The following is a 24,398-nucleotide window of genomic DNA, read 5'->3' as shown; positions in this document are numbered from 1 at the left end:
TGATTGAAAATGGAACGATTAATTATTTCATATCCCTAATCACAAGTTAATAGTCTATTTTTATATTTCAGACCTATTAAAGAAATCTTTAGTAGGTCTTTTTTGTTTACTTAAAATTATCTTATCTATCCCAAGAAATATGAGTTTTCAAAATTCGTGTTGATAAATCTAAAATTAAATAAACTGCAGGAAACATGTAAATAAATTCGTGCTGTTATATGCGCAAAGCACGCGCGATAAGTTTAAAAGCTCTAACAAATACGGAATAAAAGAACTGGAGCCAGCTACCAGACTTGAACTGGTGACCCCCGCTTTACGAGAGCGGTGCTCTACCAACTGAGCTAAGCTGGCCTACCACAAGCGTATGTTATTCATAATGTAATGTTTGAAAACATACGCCTATTAACTATACGGAAAACCAGTTATATTTCAAGAGAAAATTATGCCATGCATTATTTAACCAAAATTGCAAAACTTCTTATCAAAAAAGCTTGCCTTGAAACAAGACAAGCTTTTCCCACTTTATATCAGTCGCTATCAGCAATGTAGTCAGCACTCAGTCGCTCTACTAAAACCTTCATGCAACCATAGAAACTGTAGCAAACGTAGCTTATGCTCCAAGCGTATTAAGAGATACAGACACGCGAGCAAAGGTTTTGTTCACAAACGTTTTCCATTCTGCAGCACCTGCTTGTTTGATCTGATTTGCTTTTTGCATAGCAATAGAATACGCAATGCGAACTGCATCAAAGGTGGCACCTTTACTTGAAATATCAAACTTACTTAGTGCCTTAGCATATGTGCTATCCGATGATTTCCATGCGTCAGCAGAGCTATCCCATTCATCACCTGCAAGCTTAATAATGTATTGAGCGTACTCTGCAGAGGGTTCTTTCTCTTTTCCTGCAGCAGGAGCCTTAGGAAGCTCAGGTATTGTAGGAGCTTGCGTGGTAACAACCTGCTTACGCAATTTATCCAAAATAACCGAAGTTCGCAAGAGCTCCTTAACCTTGTCTTCATCCATACCATAGTTCTTTGCAATCACCGACATATCATCTGTGCCCAAAGATGTTTTAGCAAAATCCGAGACTTCGTCATCAGAAGCGTCAATACCTTGGTTATCTGCTTCGTTTTTAAGCAGTGAAGTACGAATGTAACCCATAATGTCTTCAGCAGAAGGCATAGGATACGTTCCATCATCTTTCTTTGAATTTTCAAGCGAGCGTTTTTGTGTAATAACGTCTTGTGCAATAACGTCCACGCGCTTTCCATCTATTTCATAAGAAGCAATGGGCAACTTAAGCTGGTCTTCGGTAAGCGTTTGGCCATCGGCAGTGTGTTGCGAAGAAAAGTTTGGAAAAGGAATTCCCGAAACATAATGACCCAAACACATTCCTGCAAGCAAAACAACAAGAAATGCAAGAATCAAAAGCACATAAAATCCAATGCCATGACCATGCTTTTGAGCCTTCTTACTGCTTTTAGGCAAAACAATTTCGCGTGGAGCTTCATGCGCACCCGAAGATGTCTGCGATGAAACATTTTGCGCGTGCGAAGCATGATTTCCATTTGAATGAATACTCATAAAAACCTCCGAATTATGCATATGCCGTCCGTACACAGGTTACATATACTTAGCTGACTGCATTACTAACAAGCAATAAGTAATGCGCTAACAAACATATTGTGACAAATATTAGGCATCTTGTTTAAGTGTCTGGATAATCTCAACGGAAAATTTATTAATATAACCGTTTGAATTATGCGCATCAAATTCAAAACGTTTCTCCATAGCCGTGCGTGTTTTGCGCGAAATATGGCCTTGTGCAAACGTTAACATCATCTTTAAGATATCGCGATATTCAGGATCACCGTGGTAACACTGGATAAACTCATCCAAGACACCCCATGATTTATCAGAATTTTTTTCTGACTGACTGCCATAGGCAACTAAAAATCTACATGCTGCCAAACGAACAGCAGCAGATTCATCGTCAAAAAGGCATGTTTCGGCATCTCTAAACGTTTTACTCATGCTTTTAACATCATATGGAGCCAGTAAAGCCAGCGCGTTCAATGCCTCCCATCGCGTTTGGGCTTCGCTGCAACCAAGCGACTTTTGCAAGGGTCGAATATACGAGACAACTGCCTCGGGATTTTGCGAGCAGCGCACAACTAACTCATGTGCGCAATCTTGACGTTCACGACGACGCGTGCTCTGCAAGCCTTGAGCCAAATTTTCCAAAGGAATGTTCGAATAATCTATCTCTTCCATAACAAATCCTCTCTTAACGTTCTGAAAAGCCATCTATCATAACAGATCCTTTTTTATCATCGTTATGAATAGTAATAAGCTGTAATTTTGCGGCCTCTTCCAATAAAGCTGAAAAACATCTATATCCATAGCTTCTCTCAGAAAATTGAGGACACTTACGAATCATGGTTATCTTTAAGTGCGAAGCAAAAATAGCCGAATCGTTTTCGTGCTGAAGGGCGTCAATTGTTTCGAGCAGCAGCTGATAGCACGGGTGTTTTTCGGACGGTACAATGTCTTTAAACTCGGGAATTCCAGCCTGCGATAAAATATCTTCGTAAAAGATAAACTCATCGCAAACTTCAACCAAAAGGGAACTCGTAATAGGCTTTGCACCTATTCCAATAACGGTTTTTCCAAATTCTTTTAATTTTGATACCAAAGGCGAAAAATCTGAGTCGCCCGAAAGGATCACAAATGTATCGATATGATCTTTGGTAAGACACATCTCTGTTGCATCAACTGCCAGACGAATATCAGCAGAATTCTTGCCCGTAGATGAACGGTCAGGAATCTCTATAAGTTCGATGCCCAATTCGTGTAGAGGCGTAACATCTTGCTTAAAACGCTGCCAGTCGCAATAAGCGCGTTTTAAGGTAATGCGACCTTTATCAACAAGCCTGCTAAACACGCATTTCATGTTTGGCTGTGCGCGCTTACCATGCAAAGACGTTTTGTTTTTTGATGCGCCTGCCCCAGCTGCAAAATTTTCGTAGTCAATAAAAACAGCTATTGAACGTTGGTTAATGTCACTCAAATAGTACCCTTTCTGTAAGACGTGTCTGTATATACGTAAAAGCTATAAAATACCCGTTAATACCTTGCTGGCACGCAAAAATAAATATCAGACACATCGCATATTACATGTAATTATATCGTATGGACAGCATAATTAACGCCGTGTTTGTAAGGACAACAGTATTTATAAATTTTACGAAGTATATATTTGTGAGCTCACTTAAAAGGTGTGCCTGCTTATTGTGCACGCTTATGCGCTTACTTATCGCTTACGCTTATATACTCAGGGACATCGGTATTATCGCGCAAAGAACGGCGTACCTCTTCTGCACGACGACGGCTTTGCTTGGTTTTCCCACGCTGCACATGATCTTTATTAACGCGAAAGAACTTATCATGAAATTTCCAAGCACCAACGCTTTCGCCAAAATCCATTTTGAGCACCGTGATAGCACTTGCCATAGCACCAATAGGAATGCCCGCCAGCACAATAAGGTTTAACCAACACACAAAAGCGGATATCACAACACCTATTACCAGTATTTTAAGATGCGCTATCCAATAATCTTTATGATTTATACAGTTTTTGGCAAGCTCGGATCCTATTTTTGTACCAAGTACCATACCAAATAAAAGCATAAGCACCGCTATAAGCGCCACACCAAAAGAAGCAAAATTAAATGTTGGCATACCGTATCCTTATTTCATCCAATTATCCAAAAGACCCTGCATATCGCTGTGCGCGCCATCGGATGAATCAGAAGATTCTTCTTGACCGCTCCTATGAGATGAAGCAGCACCTCTGGCATCTTGATCTTGCGCGCAAGACTTTGGCTCATGGGTATCAGCAGACGATTGATCAGACGATGGCGATTCTTGTTCGTTGTCTATATACGAATCTTTTTGATATGCCGACCAATCAAGCCCTGCTGCAACACCTTGCGCTTCGTCTTCATAGAGTAAAGAAATTGCCTGAGTTCCCAGACGTTTTCCCCCAATATCGCAGAGCATGTCGTAGAGGTTATATGCGGTATCCGCGCCAGGCAATGAAACCTCAACCTCTTGGGCATGTTCAAGGGCAAGTGATAAATCTTTTTTCATGTGGGCAACCATAAAGCCAGGCTTATAATCACCATCACAAGATTTAGGAGCCAGCTCACAAAGCGCACGCGAAGAACCCATGCCCGATGAAATCATATCAATAACCTGCACAGTATCTAAACCAGATTGCTTAGCAAGCGCAAGGGCATCCGCATAACCAACCATACAAGAAGCAAGAGAAACCTGATTACAAAGTTTTGCAACTTGCGCTTTTCCTGCTTCATTAAAATAAAATCGCTTGCTTGCAAAAGCAGAAATCAAAGGAACAACAGGCAAAATATCTTGTTCACGAGCTCCGATAAGGGCGGTAAGATGAGCTGTTTTTGCTCCTGTTTCGCCTCCCGTTACCGGACAATCAAATGCAACGCAATGCTTAAGAGCAGCTGCCTGATGAATTTCTTGAGCAAGCAGCGGAGATGACGTGGTAAAGTCGATAATCCAGGTATCTTTAGCAACGTTTTGCAAAATGCCTGTCTGCGTAAGATAAACATCTTCAACATCTTGCGGATAGCCAAGCATGGTACACACAGCATCAGCATGACGCACTGCACAAGCAACATCTTCTGCCCACTGTGCACCTGCTTGAATGAGCGCTTGAGCCTTTTGTTTAGTACGCGAATGCACAATCAAGTGATATCCTGCACGAAGAAGATGATGTGCCATAGGTGCACCCATAATTCCAGTGCCGATCCACGCCACGGTCGTAATACGTTGCTTCATAGATGAATCAATCCTTAGTAAGAAAACAGATGTGTACGATATACCAAAATGCGCGTCTGAGGCTGCCTACGAAACTGCTCCGCCCATAGTTCTCTTGATTTTTTGCGCGATTTTATCGGTTAAAGACTGTTCGCACCTTCTGTCTGTGCCCCAATAAACCATAGCAACCATGCCTGGTCCAACATGTGAGCCTAAAATAGGCGACACTTGAGAGCGGATAATAGTCACGCGCTCGCAACCTTTAACTTTTCTGATTTCTTTTTCAAGCCAGTCAGCGTCTTTTTCGGCATCGGTTGAAACAATCGCAAGCGGCAATGATGTATCTTTTGCATATCCTGCTTCAAATGCCTGAATCATAGCTTTGAGTGCTTTTTTACGGCCGCGACACATTCCGCGCAAGGTAAGCGCACCGTTAAGGTCATACGAAAGCACTGGTTTAATATTAAGCTTTCCGCCTACACTCGCCGCCGCTGGAGGAATTCTTCCTCCTGCTGCAAGCGCATCAAAATTTTCAAGCGTAAAGAATCCCTGCAGGAAATAACGAGCGTCACGTGCCCATTCATATACTTCTTGAGCAGTTAAACCCAGTGATGCTTGATGAGCAACCTCAATAGCAAGCAACTCCCCTGCTGCTGAATCACAACGATTGTTAAGCACATAAAGCTCAAAATCAGGGAATTTTTCTTTAATCATCGCTTGCGCGCGGCGCGCCGATTCAATTGAAGACGACAATCCACTCGACAGGCATAAATACAGTGTTGGTGTTCCCTTTTGAGCACAGCGCTCAAAATACTCATAGTATCTACCAGGAGTTACTGCCGTTGTAGAAAAGTGCATCTTAGGATTTTTTCTCATACGCTCATAAAAATCGTGGGCAGACATAGTTTGCCACATGTCATCCACGTGCTCTATGCCTGCCTCATCGACATACGTAAACGGAATGACTTCCAAACCTAAACGTTTAATAATGGCTGGTGAAAAATCCGATGTTGAATCAACAATAATATGAACATTATTGCCATATGGATAATCCTGACCAGTGCTTTGAGCACCAGTTAGGTTTGCGCACGTATCGAGCGGGTTATACTGATTTGTATTCATACACAGCCCTCACAAATGGTTAAGATGGCGTAGCTTTAACACATGTGATTATCAAACATAACTGCGCATGCGCGATCTACAAATACAACTACTCACCATCTTCTGTTTCAAGTTTAGGTTTAATAATACCGTATCCACCGTTATGGCGGTGATAAACAACATTAATTAACCCAGTTGTTGCATTTTCAAACACATAAAAGTCATGACCAATTAAATCCGTTTGTACAAGGGCTTCTTCTTCGGTCATGGGATGAAGATCAATATACTTCTCACGTACCAGCATGTCGTCATCGGCAACCTCGTCAATTAAGTCAGACAGGTCTTTAGACGGCGCAGGTGCAGGCGCTTGAGAGCGTTGTTTGCGATCGATAATACGAGTTTTATACTTACGCAACTGTCTGGTAACTTTGTCGCTTGCAGCGTCAATAGCAGCATACATATCTTCTGAACTTGCCTCAACCCGAACCACATTATTGCGAACGTAAACCGTAACTTCGCACGTTTTACGATCAGGGTTTGAATGATTTTTATCTACACGAAGAACCACATCGCAGCTCATCGGTGTAATGTCAAAAACTTTAAGCGCATCTCCTACTTTATGCTGTACGTGATCACGCAATGCATCACTTACGGAAACCTTACGACCGGAAATTTTAATGTCTGTCATGATTCCTCCTTTGATAAAGTTACTTCAAATTCAGGTGTGTGAGACCCTGTAGCAGCTATAACGAGCATCAATACGCTCATCCACGCTGAATTTAGTACGCTTTACTATATATTTCATACCCGCAAAGCTTATCCGTCAAACAAATATAGCTGTACGGCTGAATTTTCTCGCTTAATGCGTCTTTCAAGTACGGCCTCGTCATTTGTTTAAGAAAGCCAAGAGGAAAAGAGCGCATAAAAGCTTAGAACAAAAGTATGTAAAATAGACAGGATAATGATAACTTAAGCTGTTTTTTGTTAAAATAATCGAGTCATAAAGTATGTTATGCCACAGTATAAGGAGTGCATATGACTGAATATGATGATGAAACGCTTCATCACGTACAACAGCTTGAATTGATGATATTAAAGGATTTCATTAACGTTTGTTCCGAGCATAATCTCACGTATTTTGCCTATGCAGGAACTGGCATAGGAGCAGTACGTCATAAGGGCTTTATCCCTTGGGATGATGACATCGACCTGTGTATTCCTTCAAACGATTACCATACCTTGATTTCTGTTTTTGAAGAAAAATATTCTGATCGCTATGAAATTATGAATGCAGATAAAGATCCCAAATATCCGCTTTCTACCACTCGCATTATGATCAAAGGTACGCAATTTTGCGAAGAGGCATTAAAAGATCTCCCGCTTAATTTGGGTATATTTTTGGATATTTATCCACTCGAAACCGTAAGTGAAAACGATAAAGAGTTTCGCAAACAAGCTAGACGCGCATGGTTTTGGTCACATTTGCGCATGCTCAAGCTTGTTCCGCGACCTTTTATTTTGAATAACGGATGGAAAAGCCGCATTATTAAAGCAGTAACGTATACAGCTGGTACCATCATTTCTTTGCTCCCTATTTCTTTGAAAACCTGTATTTCTCAAGAAAACAAGGCGAAGTCTCTGCACTCACATGAAGAGCCCAAAAGGTTTGCATTTATGTGTGACACTAATCCATATAAGTCGGTTTGGTCTTACGATGAAATTTACCCGCTTAAGCAGCTTGATTTTGAGGGAATGAAAGTAAATTTCCCTGCCAATCTTCATGAGCACTTAACGCAATTTTATGACGGTGACTATATGCAACTTCCCCCCGTTGAACAGCGTAAAAATCACTATCCTGCTCGTTTGGATTTTGGACGTTGGTAGGTTAGTAGCTTGCAGGGTTAAGGCATAGTATCTTTCAACTTTTCAACGTGCAAATTTTTGCAATGCCAAGGATTGGTATACCAGCTTGTTGCAACGCCTAAAACATATAGGTTCTACTCTTCACGTTTATAGCCACCAAGCATTGAGTGCGCGGTAGTACCTACATGGTAGTATGTAAGATGGATGCGTCGTTTATGATTGACTGATTGACGAGGTGAAGGTTATGAAATTGCGCACTTTGAACGATTCTTATCTCAATGTGAGCGGAAATTGTTATAAGTCAGATTTCATTAACCTGACTTACATACATGATGGAAAAATCAATTTTGATGATTCCGTAATGTTTTTATCGCAAGCACAAAAAGACAAGTTAAATAACGATCGCATAAAGAATTATCAACACGCTGCATTTATTGTAAAGAACAAGGATGTATATAGCCTTGTCGCCGATATTGATATTGATGACTATAAGACGGGCAAAATTAAGACGCACGAATTAGTTATTCCTGACACTGTTCAAGGAATGTTGGCTAATTTTAGTATCTACAACACAGAAACACAGCCCGTTCTTCTTATTCACAAACAGCACATTCCCCTCGCAAGCTATGTTGAAACTGTTACAAGTGATGACGTGTACCAACTCGGTGAGCTTACTATCTATATCTACTTACATGAAAAAGCTCAACAATTATTAGACATGTATAAAGAAATAGAAACTCTCTACGTTGCTGACGGACATCATCGTTTATACTCTACTTCTATTCTAAAGCACAAAGAAACAATGCTTGCCTGTCTTATGGATATGAACGACGTAAAAATCTATCCTATTCATCGCATTATTAGAAATGTAGATGCGGTAAGATTTGACGCTGCCAAGAACCTTTTTATAAATAGACACATGATCTCAGAAGACCCTGTGCTCCAAAGAGGCGTGGTAAAGATAACCTATCAAGACGAAACGCTTTATGTCAAACTGTCTAATATTGCTGATGATGAATTTTGGAATAACGATGTTTTACGCTTAAATACCCAAATATTAACAGTAGCGTTTAGAATCAATGATTTTTCTGCCTTATCCTTTGTGTTGGGCAACGAGTTTGATATGGGGAATTACGTCTTAGGACAAAATGACGTCCTCTTAGAGGTATATCCTGTTACTCCCCAAGAATTTATTCACTTTATGGATCTCAATTTAATGATGCCACCAAAATCAACGTGTTTTGAACCAAAGTTCCCATCGTTTTTAATTATGAAAAAATATAAATAGGAGGATCATCTATGCAAGGATTGATACTGGCCGCAGGTATGGGAAGCAGATTAAAAAGAATAACAAAGCATCAAGCAAAATGTATGGTAGAAGTTAATGGTACATCTCTCATAAAACGCATGTTAACCCAACTTATTAACGCGGGAATACAAAGAGTTATAGTTGTTGTGGGATATAAGGCAGACGTTTTACAAGAATATATTGAACAATTACACTTAGGGATCGAGCTGGTGTACGTTCATAATGATATATATGATAAAACCAATAACATTTATTCATTTTATTTAGCAAAAGATGAAATTGTTAAAGACGACACCGTTCTTCTTGAATCTGATTTAATTTTTGATGATACGGTGATTCAAGGTTTATTGTCTGACAAGCGTCCTAACCTCGCCGTTGTAGATAAGTATGAATCCTGGATGGACGGTACATGTTTGGAGCTTGACACAAACGATCATATTACAAAATTTGTACCAGGCTCGGAATTTGACTTTAAACGGGTAGATTCCTACTATAAAACGGTTAATATTTACAAATTTTCAAAAGATTTTCTCAAACGTTCATACTTGCCATTTATAGAGGCGTACATGAGCGCTATGGGTACTAACCAATATTATGAACGTGCCTTAAAGAGTCTTGTTGAGCTTGATAACTCTCTTTTATGCGCTAAAAGGCTAAACGGTGAAAAATGGTATGAAATTGATGACGCACAAGACTTAGATATTGCGTCCTCGATTTTTTGCAAACCATCAGAACAACTGGCAAAAATGATGAAACGCTATGGAGGTTATTGGAGATATCCTCACGTCCTTGATTTTTGTTATCTGGTAAATCCATATTTTCCTCCGACAAAACTTGTCGAAGAATTACAAGCTAATTTTAAGGTTCTGCTTACTCAATATCCTTCTGGGCTAGAAGTAAATTCGTTGTTAGCAGGAAAGAATTTTAATATCAAACAAGAAAATATTACCGTAGGAAATGGCGCATCGGAGCTTATCAAAGCACTTATGGATTCTACCTCAAAAGAGGTTGGTTTCATTCGTCCTACCTTTGAAGAATATCCCAATCGTTATGATCAACAACAGTCAATTTGTTTTTATCCTAGCAATAAAGACTATTCATATACCTGCGATGATGTTATTTCGTTTTTCTCAGATAAAACAATCAAAACTTTAGTGCTGGTGAATCCAGATAACCCTACCGGAAATTATATCCCCAAACAAGAGATGCTCAAACTCGTTCAATGGACAAAAGAACGAGGAATTATGTTTATCCTAGACGAGTCCTTTGTTGATTTTGCAGACGAAGAAGATTCTTCATTTATTAAACAAGACATTATCGACGACAATCCTCAGCTATTTGTAGTAAAAAGTATTTCAAAGTCATACGGTATTCCTGGCCTTAGATTGGGCATTGTGGCATCAGGAAACGTTGAGGCAATACAAAAAATCAAAAAAACGGTTGCTATTTGGAACATCAATTCGTTTGGCGAGTATTATCTTCAAATTGCGGAAAAATATAAGAAAGATTATATGTGTGCCTTAGTAAAGATTAGAGCAGAAAGATCGCGTTTTGAACAAGCGCTCGCGCAAATCAGCGGACTTAGAGTTATTCCATCACAAGCAAACTACGTGATGGTTCAGGTCACAGGTGACATAACAACCGCGGCACTGGCTGAAATCATGCTTTCTAAATACAACATCTTAATTAAGGATTTGTCATCAAAAGTAGATGGTAAAAAGTATTTACGTCTTGCAGTACGCGATGAGAAAGACGACAATGTCTTGCTTCAAGCTCTTAGAAACGAGATGTTCTAAGATTTAAGGCAATGTTTCACTTGTAAAATGTTAACTGAGTACATGTATGATTACATCTGTGTAGTATGACCTCAAGGCAAACGTAGAGTTTTGCTTTGGGGTATACGATGTGAAAGATACTAGTTGCCGTTGCGATTACAGTTACGGTTACAGTTGCGGTTTAAGTTACTACATACCATATTCTCGCGTAATACCATTACATGAGAATATGGTTAATTTACAAAATGGTAAATATAGTTTTAGTGCTTACGAAATACGCCAGAGATTACAGCCAATGAACCCAATACTACAGAAATTACTTGCGCACTTTGGTTTACAAAGAGATCGCCTGTTTGAACAGTGACCTTAGATTCTGATGTAGAAGGCGCTGGCGGTTTAGAGGTTGTTGGAGGCTCTCCTGGATTAGGAGTTGGTTCAGGATCTGGTTTGGGTGTTGGTTTGGGTGTTGGTTTGGGCGTTGGTGTTGGCGTAGGTGTTGGTGTGGGCTTTGGACAAACTGTAATAACAGCCGCCGCCTGATCACAGCCATCCTCATCTACGCCATTCAAAAAATAGCTTTCGGCGGCGTTGTGTTCAAGCACAAACGTATCTTTATACGCTTCAAATGCAGATGTTTTTCCAGGTTCTACATCTGACCCAATCATATCGGGCGCATCGATTTCGCGCGTAACCCTACAATTTCCATATCCTGTAAGTCCATCTTCTGTATTATGTTTAAGCAACTCTTGATTAATCGTATCATCAGAAAGTGAATATTTTGGGAGCTCACCATACCTAAACTGCTCATACTCCGTAAGACTTTGACATTCAGGTTCGTAAGCATCGCTTCCGTTGGTTTCCTGAACACAGCGAGCAACTACATTAGTTACGCGTATCGGCAAAACTGTAAGAGCTGACTTCGTTTCAACATCGCCTTCAAGTTTAAGGGTAAACACCCCTGGTTCTTTCAACTCAAAACTATACTCGTCGTAGAGTTCATGATTCTTAAGATCACTTGCGGTGCTTTGATAGCCAAAGTATGATACTCCAGAATCTTGTTCTCCCTCGTCTACATATGCGCTACTTTTATATATACTCATGTCCTGGTCATGTACGTCAGAACTAATAAATCCGCCTTTGTCCAGCGGCGCTTGGTTTCCGTGTTCGTCACAAAATCCTGCATTATTGTTATAAACAAGCGATACTACGGGAATGATTTTGGATACCTTGTGAACAGGCACACGATAGATAGGTATGCCCGTAGGTGTTAACTCTTGTTTTTGTGGATGAGCACCAGTATCTATGGTGCTTGTTTTAAAAACTGGTGCACTTACAAGGGTAAATTTAACATTTTTAAGGATCTTTGGTACAAAAATTGAAGTTTTTGGAACGCTTTGAAAGCGATTGCCCGAAAGAAGAAATGCAGACGTCTGTATTTTATAGCTCACATGTGCAGTATCGCCTATGTTTTGGATGCAGGTATTTTCGGCTTTACAATTAACTGCTCCCCCTGTCACGGTGGAAATACCTCCGCCACCTATCGCGTATGCGCTATGTGGCGGATAAAAACCCGAAGTAGAACATATTAAAGCAAGGGCAACTAACATGCGAGGAGCGTGCATAAATTTTTTCATACATGTTCTTTCGTAGGCGTGTTTGTATAAACGAGCAATGGTATATATTGTACACTTTTTATGAAGCAAAAATCTTGAAAGAACAAATTTTTTAGCCGTATGTACGAGCCGCCCTTACGTATACTATGTATTATGCTTATTACTTAGTAGTATGCCCATTACTTAAGCGTTTAAAATTTATTAAGTCCAGCGTTCATTTCGTTGACCTTATGCTTTATCGAAAGATACTGAGTAATCCAGCAAATCGCAAATATTGCTATAAATATACCCACGTACAGTGCGGCTCCCACAACAGAATGCGGCATCCAACCTGCAAAATAAGCAATGGGAAACATCGCCAGACAAGCAATTACAAAATAAACGCCTGTTTGTTTGGTAAGGCTCCACGAATCAATATCCCAAACAACCGATCCCATTGAAAACAACGAACCCACTATGCCACACAAAAGCGTTTGAAGAAGAACAGCGTTTAATTCGGTTCCAGCTGTGTTTATGAGCTCTTGATTGACGGGATAGTAACAATTGTCCCCAATACCAATTGATATAAACAGCGTTATCACATAACCAATTGCAATGCCGAGAGGAAAGCCAAGAAGTCCAAGTTGAATGAGTGTCTTTTTCATTATTTACCACCTTTCATGCCTAAGAATTGTTTAATTTTGGCAACGTATCTTCTGGAAACGTATGTTCCTGTTCCATTTGACAACTTTACGTAAATTGTTCCAGTAAAGCTCAAGTCAAAACTCTTCACTTTGCTTAAGTTGATAATTTCAGAATTTGATATCCGTACAAAATCCTTGTTTATAAGCCACTGTTCTATCTCATAGAGCCTCAAACGAAGCGTGTAATCGCCTTGGCTTGTTTGGGCAAAAACTTTGCCAGATCGAGCAAAAATGCGATAGATATCAGATGGATCAAGTACAACAACATCACCGTCTTTAAATCCAGCGATCACATGAGCACGCTCATCGGAAAACATGTCCATGATGAGTTTTATTTCGTCCGTAACCTGATTTGCCGTGATAATAATTTTTGGTTCCTCATATGTTTTATCAAGTTTAAGTTCGATTTTCATGCGTTCACCTCCTGTTCAATGAGCATTCTATAAGATAGCAGGGCACGATTTCTACACCTGTGTAATAAGTGGTTGTACGAACACTATAAGTGGTTACTTTACAGCATAATATACAAAAATCTTTCCAAACATGCGAAACGAGGTAAAACAATATGCATGAGCAGCTGGGAACAAAGGCGCTCATAGATCTATCTAAAACCCTAGTTTAAGCACCTATCCACGCATTAGGCAAAGACCGTAAATGCCTGTTAAAAGTGCCTGTTATATTTCTATATAACAGGCACTCTATATCCTCAACACTCATTACAACCAAATACCGCCACACGAGTCCTAGATATTTACCGCATTTGAACCAGCAGAAGATGTGTTTGAGGCGTCTTTATCTTTGGACTCTGGAGATTCACTATTTTTTGATTGAGGAGCAGGCATACCCTTTATTTGCGTATCTGCAGAAAATACAATACGCGATCCAATCCATCGAGAACGAATGAGCTGCAAGATGCCATTTTCCTGAATAGTAGACGACACTTGCTCAAGCGCATGTTGTAACGTCTCATTTTTTGATGCCACTGCAATACCTGCCTGTGTGGGTTTATCCAACGTGCCAACACAAGTAATATTTGTTAAAGGCTTTGCCATGTAAGCGCCCGCATACGCTTCACATAACACATAATCAGCTTTACCAGATTGCACAGCATCAAAGGCCTCGTTAAGATTTGAACATTCTATTGGCTTCATCGTTAAGCCCGAACGCTTATATGCAAGCTCAGAAATTGAACCTTTTTGGAGTGCAACACGTTTACCAGACAAATTTGAGGCTTTAAGAGGCTCACCTGTTGATTTACCAAAAAGTGCGGCGGCTGATTCTGCATAGCCTCCTACAATTTTTGCAACCGTTGTTTCGTTTTGTTTTGTGTTGAGCACAATATCGCATGTTTTTCCTAAACTTCTTCCCACATCCGAAATTTCTACGAAACTAACTTTTAAGCCAAGTGCGTCACCTAAAGCATATGCCAAATCAACATCTAGACCACAAAGCTCAGAATTATCAGTTTGCATAACAAAAGGAGCAATGTTAGAACTCATTTTTATACCAACGGTAAGTGTTTGTGGGGTAACCAAATTATCATCAGTAACTTTTGGTGTTAACTTAGCTTGTGAAGTTGATTGAGCCTGTTGCACCGAAGGTTTTTCTAGTACGGGAAGTTCAACAGAAGAAAGAGAGCAACCACCAAGCGCCAAAACACTTAAGAGTGTAACTTGAGAACATAAAATAAGCGATATGTGACGCCTGCTCATATAACGCTCCTTTAACACATGCCGTATGACAAAGTATCATCTCGAAAAAAGTGCTCTAAGGTACAAATATAATAACTTACCTAGTTGACCTGGTATTTGACCCCACACTCGCATACTGGAGCCTTCGCTGGTATACCGCAGTACCCATACTGTAAACTCTCTCGCCTGCAAGGCCGTATGCCTTGAAATCAACAGACGGTATGACTAACCCCTAGGACGAGCCATGCTCATACATATGCACACACATGTATTTACGTGGATCCTTTTGACCTCGTCTGCCTTGGACTAAGAAATGCCACAGATAAACTCATGCATTTCCGCAACCACAAACCTAGATAAGTTATCTCAAGTATACCAACTTGTGCACCTACGTCTACCATATAATTTGCAGGAGATATACATGCATACCAAATTTAATCGGAAACTCATCATAAAAGCACAGGTAATGCACTTACTGTATAAACACTCAAGGGAGCATATAAATAAGACTTACGCGAAAAATGCAGCTAGAGCATTCTTCTAAATCACCAAACGCGCGCAAATGCAAGAGCTGATACATCTACAGCATTTGCTTTCTTTAACGCTCTTGCGGCCTCACGCATACTCGCACCAGTGGTAATAACATCATCTAATACGAGAACCCGTTTATTGCTCATATCTTGTAGTACAGAAATAGTGCCTGTAAGGTTATCAACACGTTGTTGCTTTGAAAGACGCCTTTGATCCAATGCGTATGGCCTTACTAAAACATCGCAATAAGAAATTCCTAGAGCGTACGCAAAGAGCTGCGTAACAAGCTCCATATGGTCAAAACCTCGATAACGATATGCTTTCCGCGTTGCAGGGATAAAACACACAGCGTTATGGGGTAAGCGTGGTGGCGCACGACATATATCCTGCGATGTTTGCCGTGAAAAGATCAGTTTAGAATGTACCGCGCTCACGCTCGTGTTGTTTGGATAATACGCGGCGCACATAAAACGATAAAAACACGCCAAAAGAGCCGCTAAACACGCAGATAAACGCGTATCTCGTTGGTCTTTAAATTGCAAAATAAGCTGTCTTGTATACGATGAAAACTCATACACCGCATGACATGACGCAAAACCCCATGGATCGCTGCATTCGCTACAGGTAAGCCAGCCACTAGGAGCCGAGCAATTTGGACACGACCACACAGGATCTATCCACAACAAGCGATGAAAGCATGATTTACATATAAAACTATCGCATCGTTTATTACAAGCGACGCAAAGTATAGGACACATAAGCTTTTCGAATGAGAATCCCAGCGCGCGCTTGGCAAAAGAACCTCGTTGGCGTGCATACAAATCGCTTGCGCATATGTTATGTACACACTGCTGATAGGCTTCAAACGTACAAAACGAAACATAGGGATTGTATACAAAAGCTTTAGCTGCACGTGCTTGACGCAGCGCATCTTCATAAATTTGTCCACAGGTATCCATTGCTATTCCTTTTTTGGAACAGCACGTATGAGCAATTTTATAGTAGCACGTTACCAATCAAAATGCAAACACTTGTTTGGTATAAACCACCACCCTATGAAGCACACGTTTTGAATCCATAAAAGCTGTGAATTACAAGCATATTGGAAACACGTAACCAACAATACGCATTAACACCGCTAAACTGTATACATATGAAGTCACGCTACATAAGCTCAACGCCTATACTTTCAAACGAATGGGAATCTATGTATAAACTTGTTGCTGTAGATTTAGATGAAACGCTGCTCACTGATGCTCGCCATGTACCATTGCGCGTACGCCGTGCTATTGAACAAGCGCGCGCAAAAGGCGTATATATCGTACCGTCATCTGGTAGAAGCTTTGCTATTATGCAATACATTCTCGATGAAATTGGCGCAAAAGACATGAAAGACGAATATGCAATTTCGTGTAACGGCGCGTGTATTACTGAAAATGCGCACAATACTATTATTGATTTGCAGCCACCAACACCGTGGGATTTTTGTAACAAAATATGGAAACATGGTATTCAACTGGGAAATGTTGGTGTTCATGTATACACGCTCGCCTCGATTTATACCACAAAATGGCGCGACGACGACAGAAATATCTTTACGTTAACTGGAATACCCGCTATTGAAACACGTGAGGCAGATCTGGAATTTTTACGCAACACGCATATCGTTAAGATTTTATACATGAATAATGACTTTTCGTATCTGCAACAACTGGCTCATGACATGCGCGACCTTACGCGCGACGTAGGTGTTACGTTTTCTTCTAACTGCTACATTGAATTTACGCCAAAAGGCATTTCTAAAGGTGCTGCGCTTAAGCGTTTGGCTCATCACTTAGGTATTGACATGAACGAAACCATTGCCGTTGGTGACAGCGCTAACGATACCGAAATGATCAAAGCCGCAGGTTTAGGCGTATGCATGGCAAACGCTGATGATTCCATGAAAACACAAGCTGATTATGTTACCCAGGACAATAACAACGAAGGCGGCGTAGCAGAGGTCATAGAGAAGTTTATTCTAGGTGCATAGCGCCTATGTACGTAGCGCACACTATGCCGCGCACACTTTTGACTGCGCACCCTATTTATCAGCTAAATATACACGCGTATGATGTGCTTCAAGATATTCGCACGCTGATTTTGGTATGTTTTTACCTGTCACAACTGACGTAATGCGCGAGTCAAGTCGAATAGGCACTGGCCCGTAATGCATGAACTTTTCGGGTTCGGTTACTACAACAACTTCTGCCGCAACGTCTGCCATCGCGCGAACAGCTTCGGCCTTCATTTGATCACAATTTGTAAATCCGCTTTTTTCTGACCAACCATCTGTACCAATAAAGAGGTACTCTACCGAAAATTGCTGCGCCCCAAGGCGCATCAAAGGGCCTACGGTCAGTTGGCAATCGGGCTGAACAGAACCTCCCAACAACGTAACATGAACTTCGGGAAGATCTCGTACATACCACGCGATAAAAGCACTGTTTGTTATAATGCTCACATTCTTTTTGGTTTCGCCAATAATGCGCGCGAGCAAAGCACAACAACTGCCGTTTTCTATCATAATCGTCGATCCATCATACACAAAATCAGCAGCGCGCTCGGCAATGCTGCGCTTTTCTTCGTAATGGTATGCTAAGCGTCCAGCAACATCATTAGGGTTTGCAAGGAGGGCATATCCATGTTCGCGAACAACAAGGCCTTTATCTTGTAAGGAATCCAAGTCTTTACGAGCGGTCACATTAGAAACATTGAGCATTTGCGCGAGCGTTGTTACATCAATGCGTTTCTTTTCGGTTAGAATTTCTAAAATTTTACTGTCTCGTTTGGACATGTAACCCCCTTAACAAGACTTGTGCTATAACAAGGAAAAATTAACTATCATATACATAACATATTGGAGCTGATTTTCAGAAATTATTTACGAACTATTCTCTAAACGTAATAATTTATTGTCCAAAAGCCCAAAAACGAAAGTATTTTAGATTTCTTTCATAAAAAGTTCATATGCATTATTCCATAACGCACCATAAACTTCTGATTGCGAAATAGAGCTTACCGCATGCGGCTCATTGGGTGGAATACACGTTGCTTCTTTTGAATCAAAAGACCCCGCACACTTTGTTGCCACAAGTGAAGCTGCTGTAAATACAACATGTGCAATTTCGCACGCATGACCACGCATTGGTACAGGCGCCATATAGGGAGCGTCGGTTTCGGTAACCATTTGGTTTAACGGACATGCCTGTATAGCCTGGCGAACATACGGCGCAGACGCAAATGTTGACACGCCACCAAACGCAATGGTGCACCCCATTTCCACAAATGGCTTCATGACCTGCGGCGTAGATGTAAAGCAATGCAACACACAACCTCGGGGCGGAACGCCTATGTTCCTAAGCACCTGCACCGCTTGTACATGTGCTGCTGCCGTGTTGTCATCTTGTGCATCGCGAATATGCAATTCAACAGGTAAGTTTCTTTCATGCGCGAGACGCAGCTGAAATTCAAGTGCACGAATTTGATCGTTAGGGTCAACCTTATTATATGGGCCAAAATCTAAGCCGATCTCGCCAATTCCCACACAATACGGAAGATCAAGCAACTGCATAAGTCGCTCGCGCGCAGACGCGTCAAATTGAGCCGCCCCATAAGGGTGGACGCCTGCAATAATTCTAAACGAATCCAGCAGACGATTGTACGCCGGCCGCTCATAGCCGTATATATGCGCCTGCGAAAAATACGGGAGCACAAGTCCTTTTTGCTTGGCATATTCAAGAAGCGCATGGGCTTCGTCTAAGGTACGAGCACGCCAAGCATCAACCGTAGACGCACTATAAATACCAAAAGGTACATCCTCAACAGGGTCTATAGGATCAACGAGCATGCCAACGCCTGCTAATGCTGCGCGAGCAAGAGCTGCCGAACTGGTGAGTTCACGCAAACAATGCAGGTGTCCATGCGTGTCGGCAACAGGCACGCCTGACGGTGGTAAAGGAACCACCTTACCACGTTTACCATGGAAAAGCATAAGATCGTCTGGTAAAAAATCGCAAAGGTCAGTGGCGTTTTTATATGTGCTCATCACGCTTCTTTTCAACAAAATTGCATGTTAGCATACGAGTTTGTGCAGATACAGACCCAAGCGCACGAGCTAACTCAACAAATTGAGCAGGTGTAAGTTTTTCGCCGCGTTCGCGCGCGTCAATATGCAGATTATCGCAAGCCTTAAGAACATCTTGCTTATCAAAACCACAGGCACATAAGCAATTAAGAAGCGTTTTGCGTCGTTGAGAAAAAGCTGCGTCGATCACGCGCGCAACATGTGCCCTCTCGTGAGTTTTGCACAGCTGGTTATCCGCAGACCTTCGCTGTATGTGTATAACTTCAGACATAACATGAGGCGCAGGGAAAAAGTTTGAGGGCGCAACCTTAAAACCACCAACGCACTCCGCATACAGTGCAAGCTTTGCTGAATATGCACCGTAAAGTTTGTGAGACGGATACGCTGCCATTCTTTGCGCAACTTCTGATTGCACCATAACAATAAGCTCATTGAGCTCGGGCAACATTTCGAGGTAGCGCAAAACTGCGGTAGCAGCAATTTGATACGGTAAGTTTGCTATCAGCTTTACCGAACACGCATTTCCATCACAATCTGCAGAAAAAAGTTTTGCGCGAATCTCGTCAGCAGACACTTTAAGTGCGTCGGCAGATATAAGCTCAAATTTATCGGCGTATTCACCAAGCGTTTCAGCCAACACATCTGGCAATACGCGATCGGCTTCAATTGCACAAAGCCTTTTAACACGAGGTAAAAGCGCACATGAAAGCGTGCCGATACCTGGTCCTATTTCGATAACATAGTCATCCGCTTGGACACGTGCAAGCTCTAAAATGTGCCCAATAACACTATCGTCTATCAAAAAATTTTGACCAAGGCGATGTTTTGTATATAGACCAAATGAAGACAAAACATCCAAGGTAGCGCGCTTTGATGCCAGTTTAGAAAACACCATACTCCTCTACGTAGTGTTGATTGCTGTACAAACCCACCCAAGGTCTCATGTTGTGTGCAGACACCAACAAAAGAGCCGATATTGATACAAGCTCATATCCAACGCTTAACGCCATCAGTCAAGCAATATCATGCTCATCAGTGCCCTCAAGCATCTGGTATGCGCTTACTGCTTCATCTTATCCAAGGCGAGGGAAAAGAGCAGTACCCTTTACAACAGGCTGATCGCCTGCAAGACCTCCCCATGCACATATAACATCAAGTGAAAGCCCCTCTATCATCGTGCCGCCTACCAGCTCGGCTTCGGGATCAAGGCCTTCGCGCATAAGTACTTCATGCGAAGTTTCGGGCATAAATGGTGCCAAAAGATGTGCTGCTATACGAATTGATTCAAGCAGGTTAAGCAGGATAAAACGCAATTCTTCTACGCGCGTGGGATCTTTTGCAACATTCCAAGGTGCCATGTCCTCGATATAGTGATTAGCTGCGTGAACAAGCTCCATAACAACGTCTTTTGCAGCAGCAAAATTCATGGACTCCATATTTTTTTGGTACGGCTCAAACATGCGTTGGGCAATGTCGCGAAGCGGACTTATCTGGTGCTTCCACGCATCATCAACAACAGGCGTTTTCCCATCAAAATATTTATCGCACATAGTAATGGTACGAGAAACAAGATTACCCCAGCTATTTGCCAAATCGGCATTATAGACTTGCTCCATACGTTCAAACGAAATTGCTGAATCTTCGCCATGAGTTACGTCAGTCATAAAGTAATAGCGGTAGCCTTCTACGCCAAGTTTATCAATAACTTCTGCAGGAGCAATGGCATTACCGCGAGATTTAGACATTTTTTCAGCATTTCCTGTTTGAGGATTACGCACGGTTAAAAATCCGTGTGCAAAAACGCTTTGAGGCAAAGCCTCGCCCAGCGCCATGAGCATTGCAGGCCAAATTACACAGTGAAAACGAATAATGTCTTTACCTACAACGTGACACTGCGCTGGCCAACGAAATGCAAACTCATCTTTAGAAGCAGCGTCGTCAAGACCATAACGAACTGATGTCATATAATTCAACAACGCGTCAAACCAAACGTAGGTAACATGCTTATCATCAAATGGAACGGGAATACCCCAATCGAAACTCGTCCTGCTTACCGATAAATCTTGCAGACCCGATGCAACAAAGGAGCGAACCTCGTTCATGCGAAACGCAGGCTGTACAAACTCGGGATGCTCATCGTATAATGCAAGGAGCTTGTCCTGAAATGCAGAAAGTTTAAAGAAATATGATTCTTCTTTCACGCGTTGGAGCGGACGACCACAATCGGGGCATAGATTTTCGCCTTCGCTTTGTTGTGCTTCGGCTGCTTTACTTACTTGAGTTTCGGTAAAATATGTTTCCTCGGGCGTGCAATACCAGCCATCATAGCTGCCCTTATACAAATATCCCGTTTCTTTCATGCGATTCCACAACTCCTGAACCGCCTTGTATTGGCGCGGCTCGGTGGTGCGAATAAAATCATCGTAAGAGATTTCGAGCTTTTTCCACAAGTTAGTAAACAAAGGAGCTTGGCTGTCACACCATGCTTGTGGCGAAAGATTGTGAGCTGCCGCGGCTTCGGCAACTTTTTGACCGTGCTCATCCATACCAGTTAAAAACTTAACGTTGTAGCCCATCATACGACGGTAACGCGCCTGCACATCGGCAAGGATAGTGCAATATGCAGTTCCTAGGTGCGGAGCTGCATTTACATAGTAAATTGGCGTTGTTATAAAGTAAGAGGGGCATTGTGTCTGTGCCATACAAACTCCTTGAGATTTGAAACTGCTCTATGCTTTTATGTGCAACGCACGGGCGCTACAACAACCTAAAAGCATATTTATTATACGTTTGAGCATGTAAATTACGACAAACTTACATGGATATTGCAATTATTTTATTGTAAACACTCGATTTAGAAATATCAAATTCATGTGCCAGCTGTTTTGCTAACGCCGATGGGCTTATATGATGTTGCAATCCTTCGGCAATAGCATCCTCCAACGTACGCGCAACATGCGTGTCCATGCGTTCCAAATTATCCAAACACTCACGCGCACGCTCGGGCGTACATTCTACAACTAACACACATTCACCGCGGAGCGGCCGCACCTGCTCAGCTGCTTGCACGCGCACTATAAGCTCCTCAATAGTATCACGCATACAATCTTCGTGAATTTTGGTAAGCTCACGTACCAGCGCACAACGCACATGAGCAAACTTCCCTGCCAACTCTTGAAGCGTTTGAAGCACGCGATGAGGTGATTCGTAGATAACAAGTGTTGCAGGAATACGCGCAAGCACGTGCAAGCGTTTGCGAAGCGCGCTTGTTTTACGAGGTAAAAAGCCTTCAAAATAAAAATTACTCATTGCAAAACCCGACGCCGCAAGAGCACTTAACACCGCAGAAGGGCCTGGAATCACCTCAACACGATAGTTTGCATTAAGTGCCGCGTCAGCTAAAACCTGACCTGGATCAGATACCCCAGGCATCCCTGCGTCTGAAACTAAAGCAATGTGTTCGCCAGCTGCAAGACGCGTAAGAATTGCAGGAATTTTTTCGGGCAAAACATTCTCATCGGCACGGATAAGCTTGGTGTGAATATCAAAGTGGTTAAGAAGCTTGGATGCAACACGCGTGTCTTCGCAAAGCAACACGTCAGCATGTTTAAGCACCGATACCGCGCGCGGTGACATATCGGACAAATTGCCAATAGGGGTTCCAACAAGCGATACATATCCTGCTTGTGTCTGCTGAGATAAGGCAGATGGCGCGTGCGTGCTCAATTCTTCAGATGAAGACGCCCCCTGCGACGCGCGCTGCGAAGCAAGCTTTAAAGAATCGTCTTGAGGCTTTAGGCGCATATCATTCTTCTTTCAAACGAAGAGAATGCATGACGGGCATCCCAGCCCGAAAGACGGCCTTGCGTTTTCCATGTTTGGAAGAACCACGCATCACAGGCGCGGTATAAATCAAGCTGGTCAGACATATAAATGCGCTCTTGCGCAATATGACCTTCTGGTGTCATAGCGCTATCCAGCCCAGGAAGTGCCGAGCACCAGGTACCAACCATAATTTTGAAACCGTTTTTTTGCGCTGCGTGTAAATAATTCTTTGAGGTCGCTAGCAATGTTTGTGTTGTAAGCGCGCCGCGCATTTCAAAATATTCATCAAAATGATCGAGATGTATGTCAAGCATGGTATGTTTATAATTTCCAGATGCCATAAACGAGCGCCACATATGAGGTTCGTGTGCATCGGGCATAATAACCAGCACATCATCACCAGCAAGCGAACGAATAATGTCATAGCCTTCACGATAATAATTGCGCAACAAATGAGCAGGTATACCGCTTTGACGCTTAAACGCAAAAGTTTTTTGTATACGAGGGTGCACTGCAAGTTCAAAACCCGCAAGCGCAGCGCGATACGCATAGCGTTTTGCAAGCGCGCTTAAGGTTTTAAGTGCATCATGTTTATAGGTATTAAACGAAGAAAATTCTGGCACGTATTCAGAAAGTTCACCCTCATTACCAGGGTTTATATCAAGAACCAAAACAATTTTTAAGCCAATCTCATCCGCCCAATCAAAAGCTTGATCTACATAATCGGCACAGCCTATAAATTGAGAGGTAAAAGGTCCTGCATCGCCAAACACATAAAAAGGAACACACAAACGCACGGCATTAAAGCCACGGGCAGCAATATTTTTGAAATCAATTTCGCCTATAAACGTTGATCGATGATATTGAATGAGGTCAGCGTAGGTTTGTTTGCTCATCGATTTAACCATAGCGCATTCATCAAGGACTTGCGCTTGCGCAAAATACTCAGGCGTAATCCATGGCTCGAGCTTTAACCAACCTGACAGATTTACCCCATGTAATGCAATATCAGACATCGGCGTCCTTTTG

At 41.9% G+C, this 24,398-nt stretch carries 22 protein-coding genes and 1 tRNA gene; 4 read left to right on the top strand and 19 right to left on the bottom strand.

The annotated features are described in order from the left end of the window. Nucleotides 1-275: 275 nt before the first annotated feature. From AC5GD6_RS03830 to hpf, 8 genes are all read right to left on the bottom strand, one after another. Nucleotides 276-351, bottom strand: a tRNA-Thr gene (locus AC5GD6_RS03830). A gap of 259 nt (nt 352-610) precedes the next feature. Next, complete coding sequence (locus AC5GD6_RS03825; RefSeq protein WP_311444033.1) at nt 611-1,585, bottom strand: SurA N-terminal domain-containing protein; 975 nt, start codon at nt 1,583-1,585, stop codon at nt 611-613. A 111-nt stretch (nt 1,586-1,696) separates the two neighbouring features. After that, a complete protein-coding gene (locus tag AC5GD6_RS03820) occupies nt 1,697-2,275 on the bottom strand; it encodes a hypothetical protein (protein ID WP_464360912.1) in 579 nt (192 codons plus the stop codon). Between the two features lie 13 nt (nt 2,276-2,288). Then, nucleotides 2,289-3,071: an NYN domain-containing protein gene (locus AC5GD6_RS03815; RefSeq protein ID WP_416436704.1), complete on the bottom strand. Its 783-nt coding sequence runs from the start codon at nt 3,069-3,071 to the stop codon at nt 2,289-2,291. A 239-nt stretch (nt 3,072-3,310) separates the two neighbouring features. Next, entirely contained in the window at nt 3,311-3,742 is a 432-nt protein-coding gene (locus AC5GD6_RS03810; RefSeq protein WP_006302493.1) for a hypothetical protein, read from the bottom strand. 9 nt (nt 3,743-3,751) lie between these two features. Continuing rightward, the gene (locus tag AC5GD6_RS03805) at nt 3,752-4,873 is read right to left on the bottom strand and encodes an NAD(P)-dependent oxidoreductase (protein WP_006302492.1); all 1,122 of its coding nucleotides are present in this window, start codon (nt 4,871-4,873) and stop codon (nt 3,752-3,754) included. 66 nt (nt 4,874-4,939) lie between these two features. Next, on the bottom strand, nt 4,940-5,974 hold the full coding sequence (locus AC5GD6_RS03800) for a DegV family protein (protein ID WP_491846269.1): 1,035 nt from the start codon (nt 5,972-5,974) through the stop codon (nt 4,940-4,942). 88 nt (nt 5,975-6,062) lie between these two features. Beyond that, nucleotides 6,063-6,641, bottom strand: a complete 579-nt coding sequence (hpf, locus tag AC5GD6_RS03795; protein ID WP_006302490.1) for a ribosome hibernation-promoting factor, HPF/YfiA family — start codon at nt 6,639-6,641, stop codon at nt 6,063-6,065. Nucleotides 6,642-6,988: 347 nt separating this feature from the next. Here hpf and AC5GD6_RS03790 point away from each other — a divergent pair, with 347 nt between their 5' ends. The 3 genes from AC5GD6_RS03790 (at nt 6,989) to AC5GD6_RS03780 (ending at nt 10,921) form a co-directional block, all read left to right on the top strand. Continuing rightward, nucleotides 6,989-7,837, top strand: a complete 849-nt coding sequence (locus AC5GD6_RS03790) for a LicD family protein (protein WP_311431132.1) — start codon at nt 6,989-6,991, stop codon at nt 7,835-7,837. Between the two features lie 223 nt (nt 7,838-8,060). After that, nucleotides 8,061-9,104, top strand: a complete 1,044-nt coding sequence (locus AC5GD6_RS03785; protein ID WP_491846268.1) for a DUF1015 family protein — start codon at nt 8,061-8,063, stop codon at nt 9,102-9,104. 11 nt (nt 9,105-9,115) lie between these two features. Beyond that, complete coding sequence (locus AC5GD6_RS03780) at nt 9,116-10,921, top strand: aminotransferase class I/II-fold pyridoxal phosphate-dependent enzyme (RefSeq protein ID WP_464360910.1); 1,806 nt, start codon at nt 9,116-9,118, stop codon at nt 10,919-10,921. 239 nt (nt 10,922-11,160) lie between these two features. Here the strand turns inward: AC5GD6_RS03780 and AC5GD6_RS03775 are convergent, their stop codons facing one another. The 5 genes from AC5GD6_RS03775 to AC5GD6_RS03755 all read right to left on the bottom strand — a co-directional run bounded on the left by AC5GD6_RS03775 (nt 11,161) and on the right by AC5GD6_RS03755 (nt 16,377). Then, the gene (locus AC5GD6_RS03775) at nt 11,161-12,534 is read right to left on the bottom strand and encodes a hypothetical protein (protein ID WP_311439057.1); all 1,374 of its coding nucleotides are present in this window, start codon (nt 12,532-12,534) and stop codon (nt 11,161-11,163) included. 170 nt (nt 12,535-12,704) lie between these two features. Continuing rightward, complete coding sequence (locus AC5GD6_RS03770; protein ID WP_303869489.1) at nt 12,705-13,157, bottom strand: DUF3021 domain-containing protein; 453 nt, start codon at nt 13,155-13,157, stop codon at nt 12,705-12,707. Further along, nucleotides 13,157-13,609, bottom strand: a complete 453-nt coding sequence (locus AC5GD6_RS03765) for a LytTR family DNA-binding domain-containing protein (RefSeq protein ID WP_276776604.1) — start codon at nt 13,607-13,609, stop codon at nt 13,157-13,159. Before AC5GD6_RS03765 ends, AC5GD6_RS03770 begins: the two co-directional genes overlap by 1 nt. 330 nt (nt 13,610-13,939) lie before the next feature. Beyond that, the gene (locus AC5GD6_RS03760; protein ID WP_082734869.1) at nt 13,940-14,908 is read right to left on the bottom strand and encodes a substrate-binding periplasmic protein; all 969 of its coding nucleotides are present in this window, start codon (nt 14,906-14,908) and stop codon (nt 13,940-13,942) included. A gap of 524 nt (nt 14,909-15,432) precedes the next feature. Continuing rightward, nucleotides 15,433-16,377, bottom strand: coding sequence for a ComF family protein (locus AC5GD6_RS03755; RefSeq protein ID WP_464360909.1), 945 nt, complete (start codon nt 16,375-16,377; stop codon nt 15,433-15,435). 248 nt (nt 16,378-16,625) lie between these two features. On the opposite strand from AC5GD6_RS03755, the gene AC5GD6_RS03750 reads away from it, so the two are divergent. After that, complete coding sequence (locus AC5GD6_RS03750) at nt 16,626-17,450, top strand: Cof-type HAD-IIB family hydrolase (protein WP_311439060.1); 825 nt, start codon at nt 16,626-16,628, stop codon at nt 17,448-17,450. Between the two features lie 51 nt (nt 17,451-17,501). Here AC5GD6_RS03750 and AC5GD6_RS03745 read toward each other — a convergent pair whose 3' ends face one another. The 6 genes from AC5GD6_RS03745 to AC5GD6_RS03720 all read right to left on the bottom strand — a co-directional run bounded on the left by AC5GD6_RS03745 (nt 17,502) and on the right by AC5GD6_RS03720 (nt 24,385). Continuing rightward, nucleotides 17,502-18,254, bottom strand: a complete 753-nt coding sequence (locus AC5GD6_RS03745) for a DeoR/GlpR family DNA-binding transcription regulator (RefSeq protein ID WP_311439061.1) — start codon at nt 18,252-18,254, stop codon at nt 17,502-17,504. Nucleotides 18,255-18,401: 147 nt separating this feature from the next. Further along, nucleotides 18,402-19,505, bottom strand: coding sequence for a TatD family hydrolase (locus AC5GD6_RS03740; RefSeq protein WP_491846267.1), 1,104 nt, complete (start codon nt 19,503-19,505; stop codon nt 18,402-18,404). Continuing rightward, entirely contained in the window at nt 19,492-20,439 is a 948-nt protein-coding gene (gene rsmA / locus AC5GD6_RS03735) for a 16S rRNA (adenine(1518)-N(6)/adenine(1519)-N(6))-dimethyltransferase RsmA (protein ID WP_464362089.1), read from the bottom strand. The genes AC5GD6_RS03740 and rsmA overlap by 14 nt, the downstream gene beginning before the upstream one ends. Before the next feature lie 178 nt (nt 20,440-20,617). Further along, complete coding sequence (gene metG, locus AC5GD6_RS03730; RefSeq protein ID WP_311439064.1) at nt 20,618-22,246, bottom strand: methionine--tRNA ligase; 1,629 nt, start codon at nt 22,244-22,246, stop codon at nt 20,618-20,620. 112 nt (nt 22,247-22,358) lie between these two features. Beyond that, nucleotides 22,359-23,348 (bottom strand): 16S rRNA (cytidine(1402)-2'-O)-methyltransferase, encoded by a 990-nt coding sequence (gene rsmI / locus AC5GD6_RS03725; protein WP_491846266.1) that lies wholly within the window; start codon nt 23,346-23,348, stop codon nt 22,359-22,361. Then, nucleotides 23,339-24,385, bottom strand: coding sequence for a glycoside hydrolase family 5 protein (locus AC5GD6_RS03720; RefSeq protein WP_311444046.1), 1,047 nt, complete (start codon nt 24,383-24,385; stop codon nt 23,339-23,341). The genes rsmI and AC5GD6_RS03720 overlap by 10 nt, the downstream gene beginning before the upstream one ends. Nucleotides 24,386-24,398: the final 13 nt, after the last annotated feature.

Source organism: Fannyhessea sp. (assembly GCF_986145555.1).
Note: the sequence above shows the minus strand (reverse complement) of the source record. Positions and strands in the feature narration are given on the sequence as shown.

What these genes read in the sequence shown, in the direction of transcription:
- AC5GD6_RS03760 (WP_082734869.1), bottom strand. Translation starts at nt 14,908, where the DNA reads ATGAGCAGGCGTCACATATCGCTTATTTTATGTTCTCAAGTTACACTC.
- AC5GD6_RS03740 (WP_491846267.1), bottom strand. Translation starts at nt 19,505, where the DNA reads ATGAGCACATATAAAAACGCCACTGACCTTTGCGATTTTTTACCAGAC.
- AC5GD6_RS03810 (WP_006302493.1), bottom strand. Translation starts at nt 3,742, where the DNA reads ATGCCAACATTTAATTTTGCTTCTTTTGGTGTGGCGCTTATAGCGGTG.
- hpf (WP_006302490.1), bottom strand. Translation starts at nt 6,641, where the DNA reads ATGACAGACATTAAAATTTCCGGTCGTAAGGTTTCCGTAAGTGATGCA.
- AC5GD6_RS03790 (WP_311431132.1), top strand. Translation starts at nt 6,989, where the DNA reads ATGACTGAATATGATGATGAAACGCTTCATCACGTACAACAGCTTGAA.
- metG (WP_311439064.1), bottom strand. Translation starts at nt 22,246, where the DNA reads ATGGCACAGACACAATGCCCCTCTTACTTTATAACAACGCCAATTTAC.
- AC5GD6_RS03775 (WP_311439057.1), bottom strand. Translation starts at nt 12,534, where the DNA reads ATGAAAAAATTTATGCACGCTCCTCGCATGTTAGTTGCCCTTGCTTTA.
- AC5GD6_RS03770 (WP_303869489.1), bottom strand. Translation starts at nt 13,157, where the DNA reads ATGAAAAAGACACTCATTCAACTTGGACTTCTTGGCTTTCCTCTCGGC.
- AC5GD6_RS03800 (WP_491846269.1), bottom strand. Translation starts at nt 5,974, where the DNA reads ATGAATACAAATCAGTATAACCCGCTCGATACGTGCGCAAACCTAACT.
- AC5GD6_RS03755 (WP_464360909.1), bottom strand. Translation starts at nt 16,377, where the DNA reads ATGGATACCTGTGGACAAATTTATGAAGATGCGCTGCGTCAAGCACGT.
- AC5GD6_RS03785 (WP_491846268.1), top strand. Translation starts at nt 8,061, where the DNA reads ATGAAATTGCGCACTTTGAACGATTCTTATCTCAATGTGAGCGGAAAT.
- rsmA (WP_464362089.1), bottom strand. Translation starts at nt 20,439, where the DNA reads ATGGTGTTTTCTAAACTGGCATCAAAGCGCGCTACCTTGGATGTTTTG.
- AC5GD6_RS03720 (WP_311444046.1), bottom strand. Translation starts at nt 24,385, where the DNA reads ATGTCTGATATTGCATTACATGGGGTAAATCTGTCAGGTTGGTTAAAG.
- AC5GD6_RS03750 (WP_311439060.1), top strand. Translation starts at nt 16,626, where the DNA reads ATGTATAAACTTGTTGCTGTAGATTTAGATGAAACGCTGCTCACTGAT.
- AC5GD6_RS03745 (WP_311439061.1), bottom strand. Translation starts at nt 18,254, where the DNA reads ATGTCCAAACGAGACAGTAAAATTTTAGAAATTCTAACCGAAAAGAAA.
- AC5GD6_RS03805 (WP_006302492.1), bottom strand. Translation starts at nt 4,873, where the DNA reads ATGAAGCAACGTATTACGACCGTGGCGTGGATCGGCACTGGAATTATG.
- AC5GD6_RS03820 (WP_464360912.1), bottom strand. Translation starts at nt 2,275, where the DNA reads ATGGAAGAGATAGATTATTCGAACATTCCTTTGGAAAATTTGGCTCAA.
- AC5GD6_RS03765 (WP_276776604.1), bottom strand. Translation starts at nt 13,609, where the DNA reads ATGAAAATCGAACTTAAACTTGATAAAACATATGAGGAACCAAAAATT.
- rsmI (WP_491846266.1), bottom strand. Translation starts at nt 23,348, where the DNA reads ATGCGCCTAAAGCCTCAAGACGATTCTTTAAAGCTTGCTTCGCAGCGC.
- AC5GD6_RS03825 (WP_311444033.1), bottom strand. Translation starts at nt 1,585, where the DNA reads ATGAGTATTCATTCAAATGGAAATCATGCTTCGCACGCGCAAAATGTT.
- AC5GD6_RS03780 (WP_464360910.1), top strand. Translation starts at nt 9,116, where the DNA reads ATGCAAGGATTGATACTGGCCGCAGGTATGGGAAGCAGATTAAAAAGA.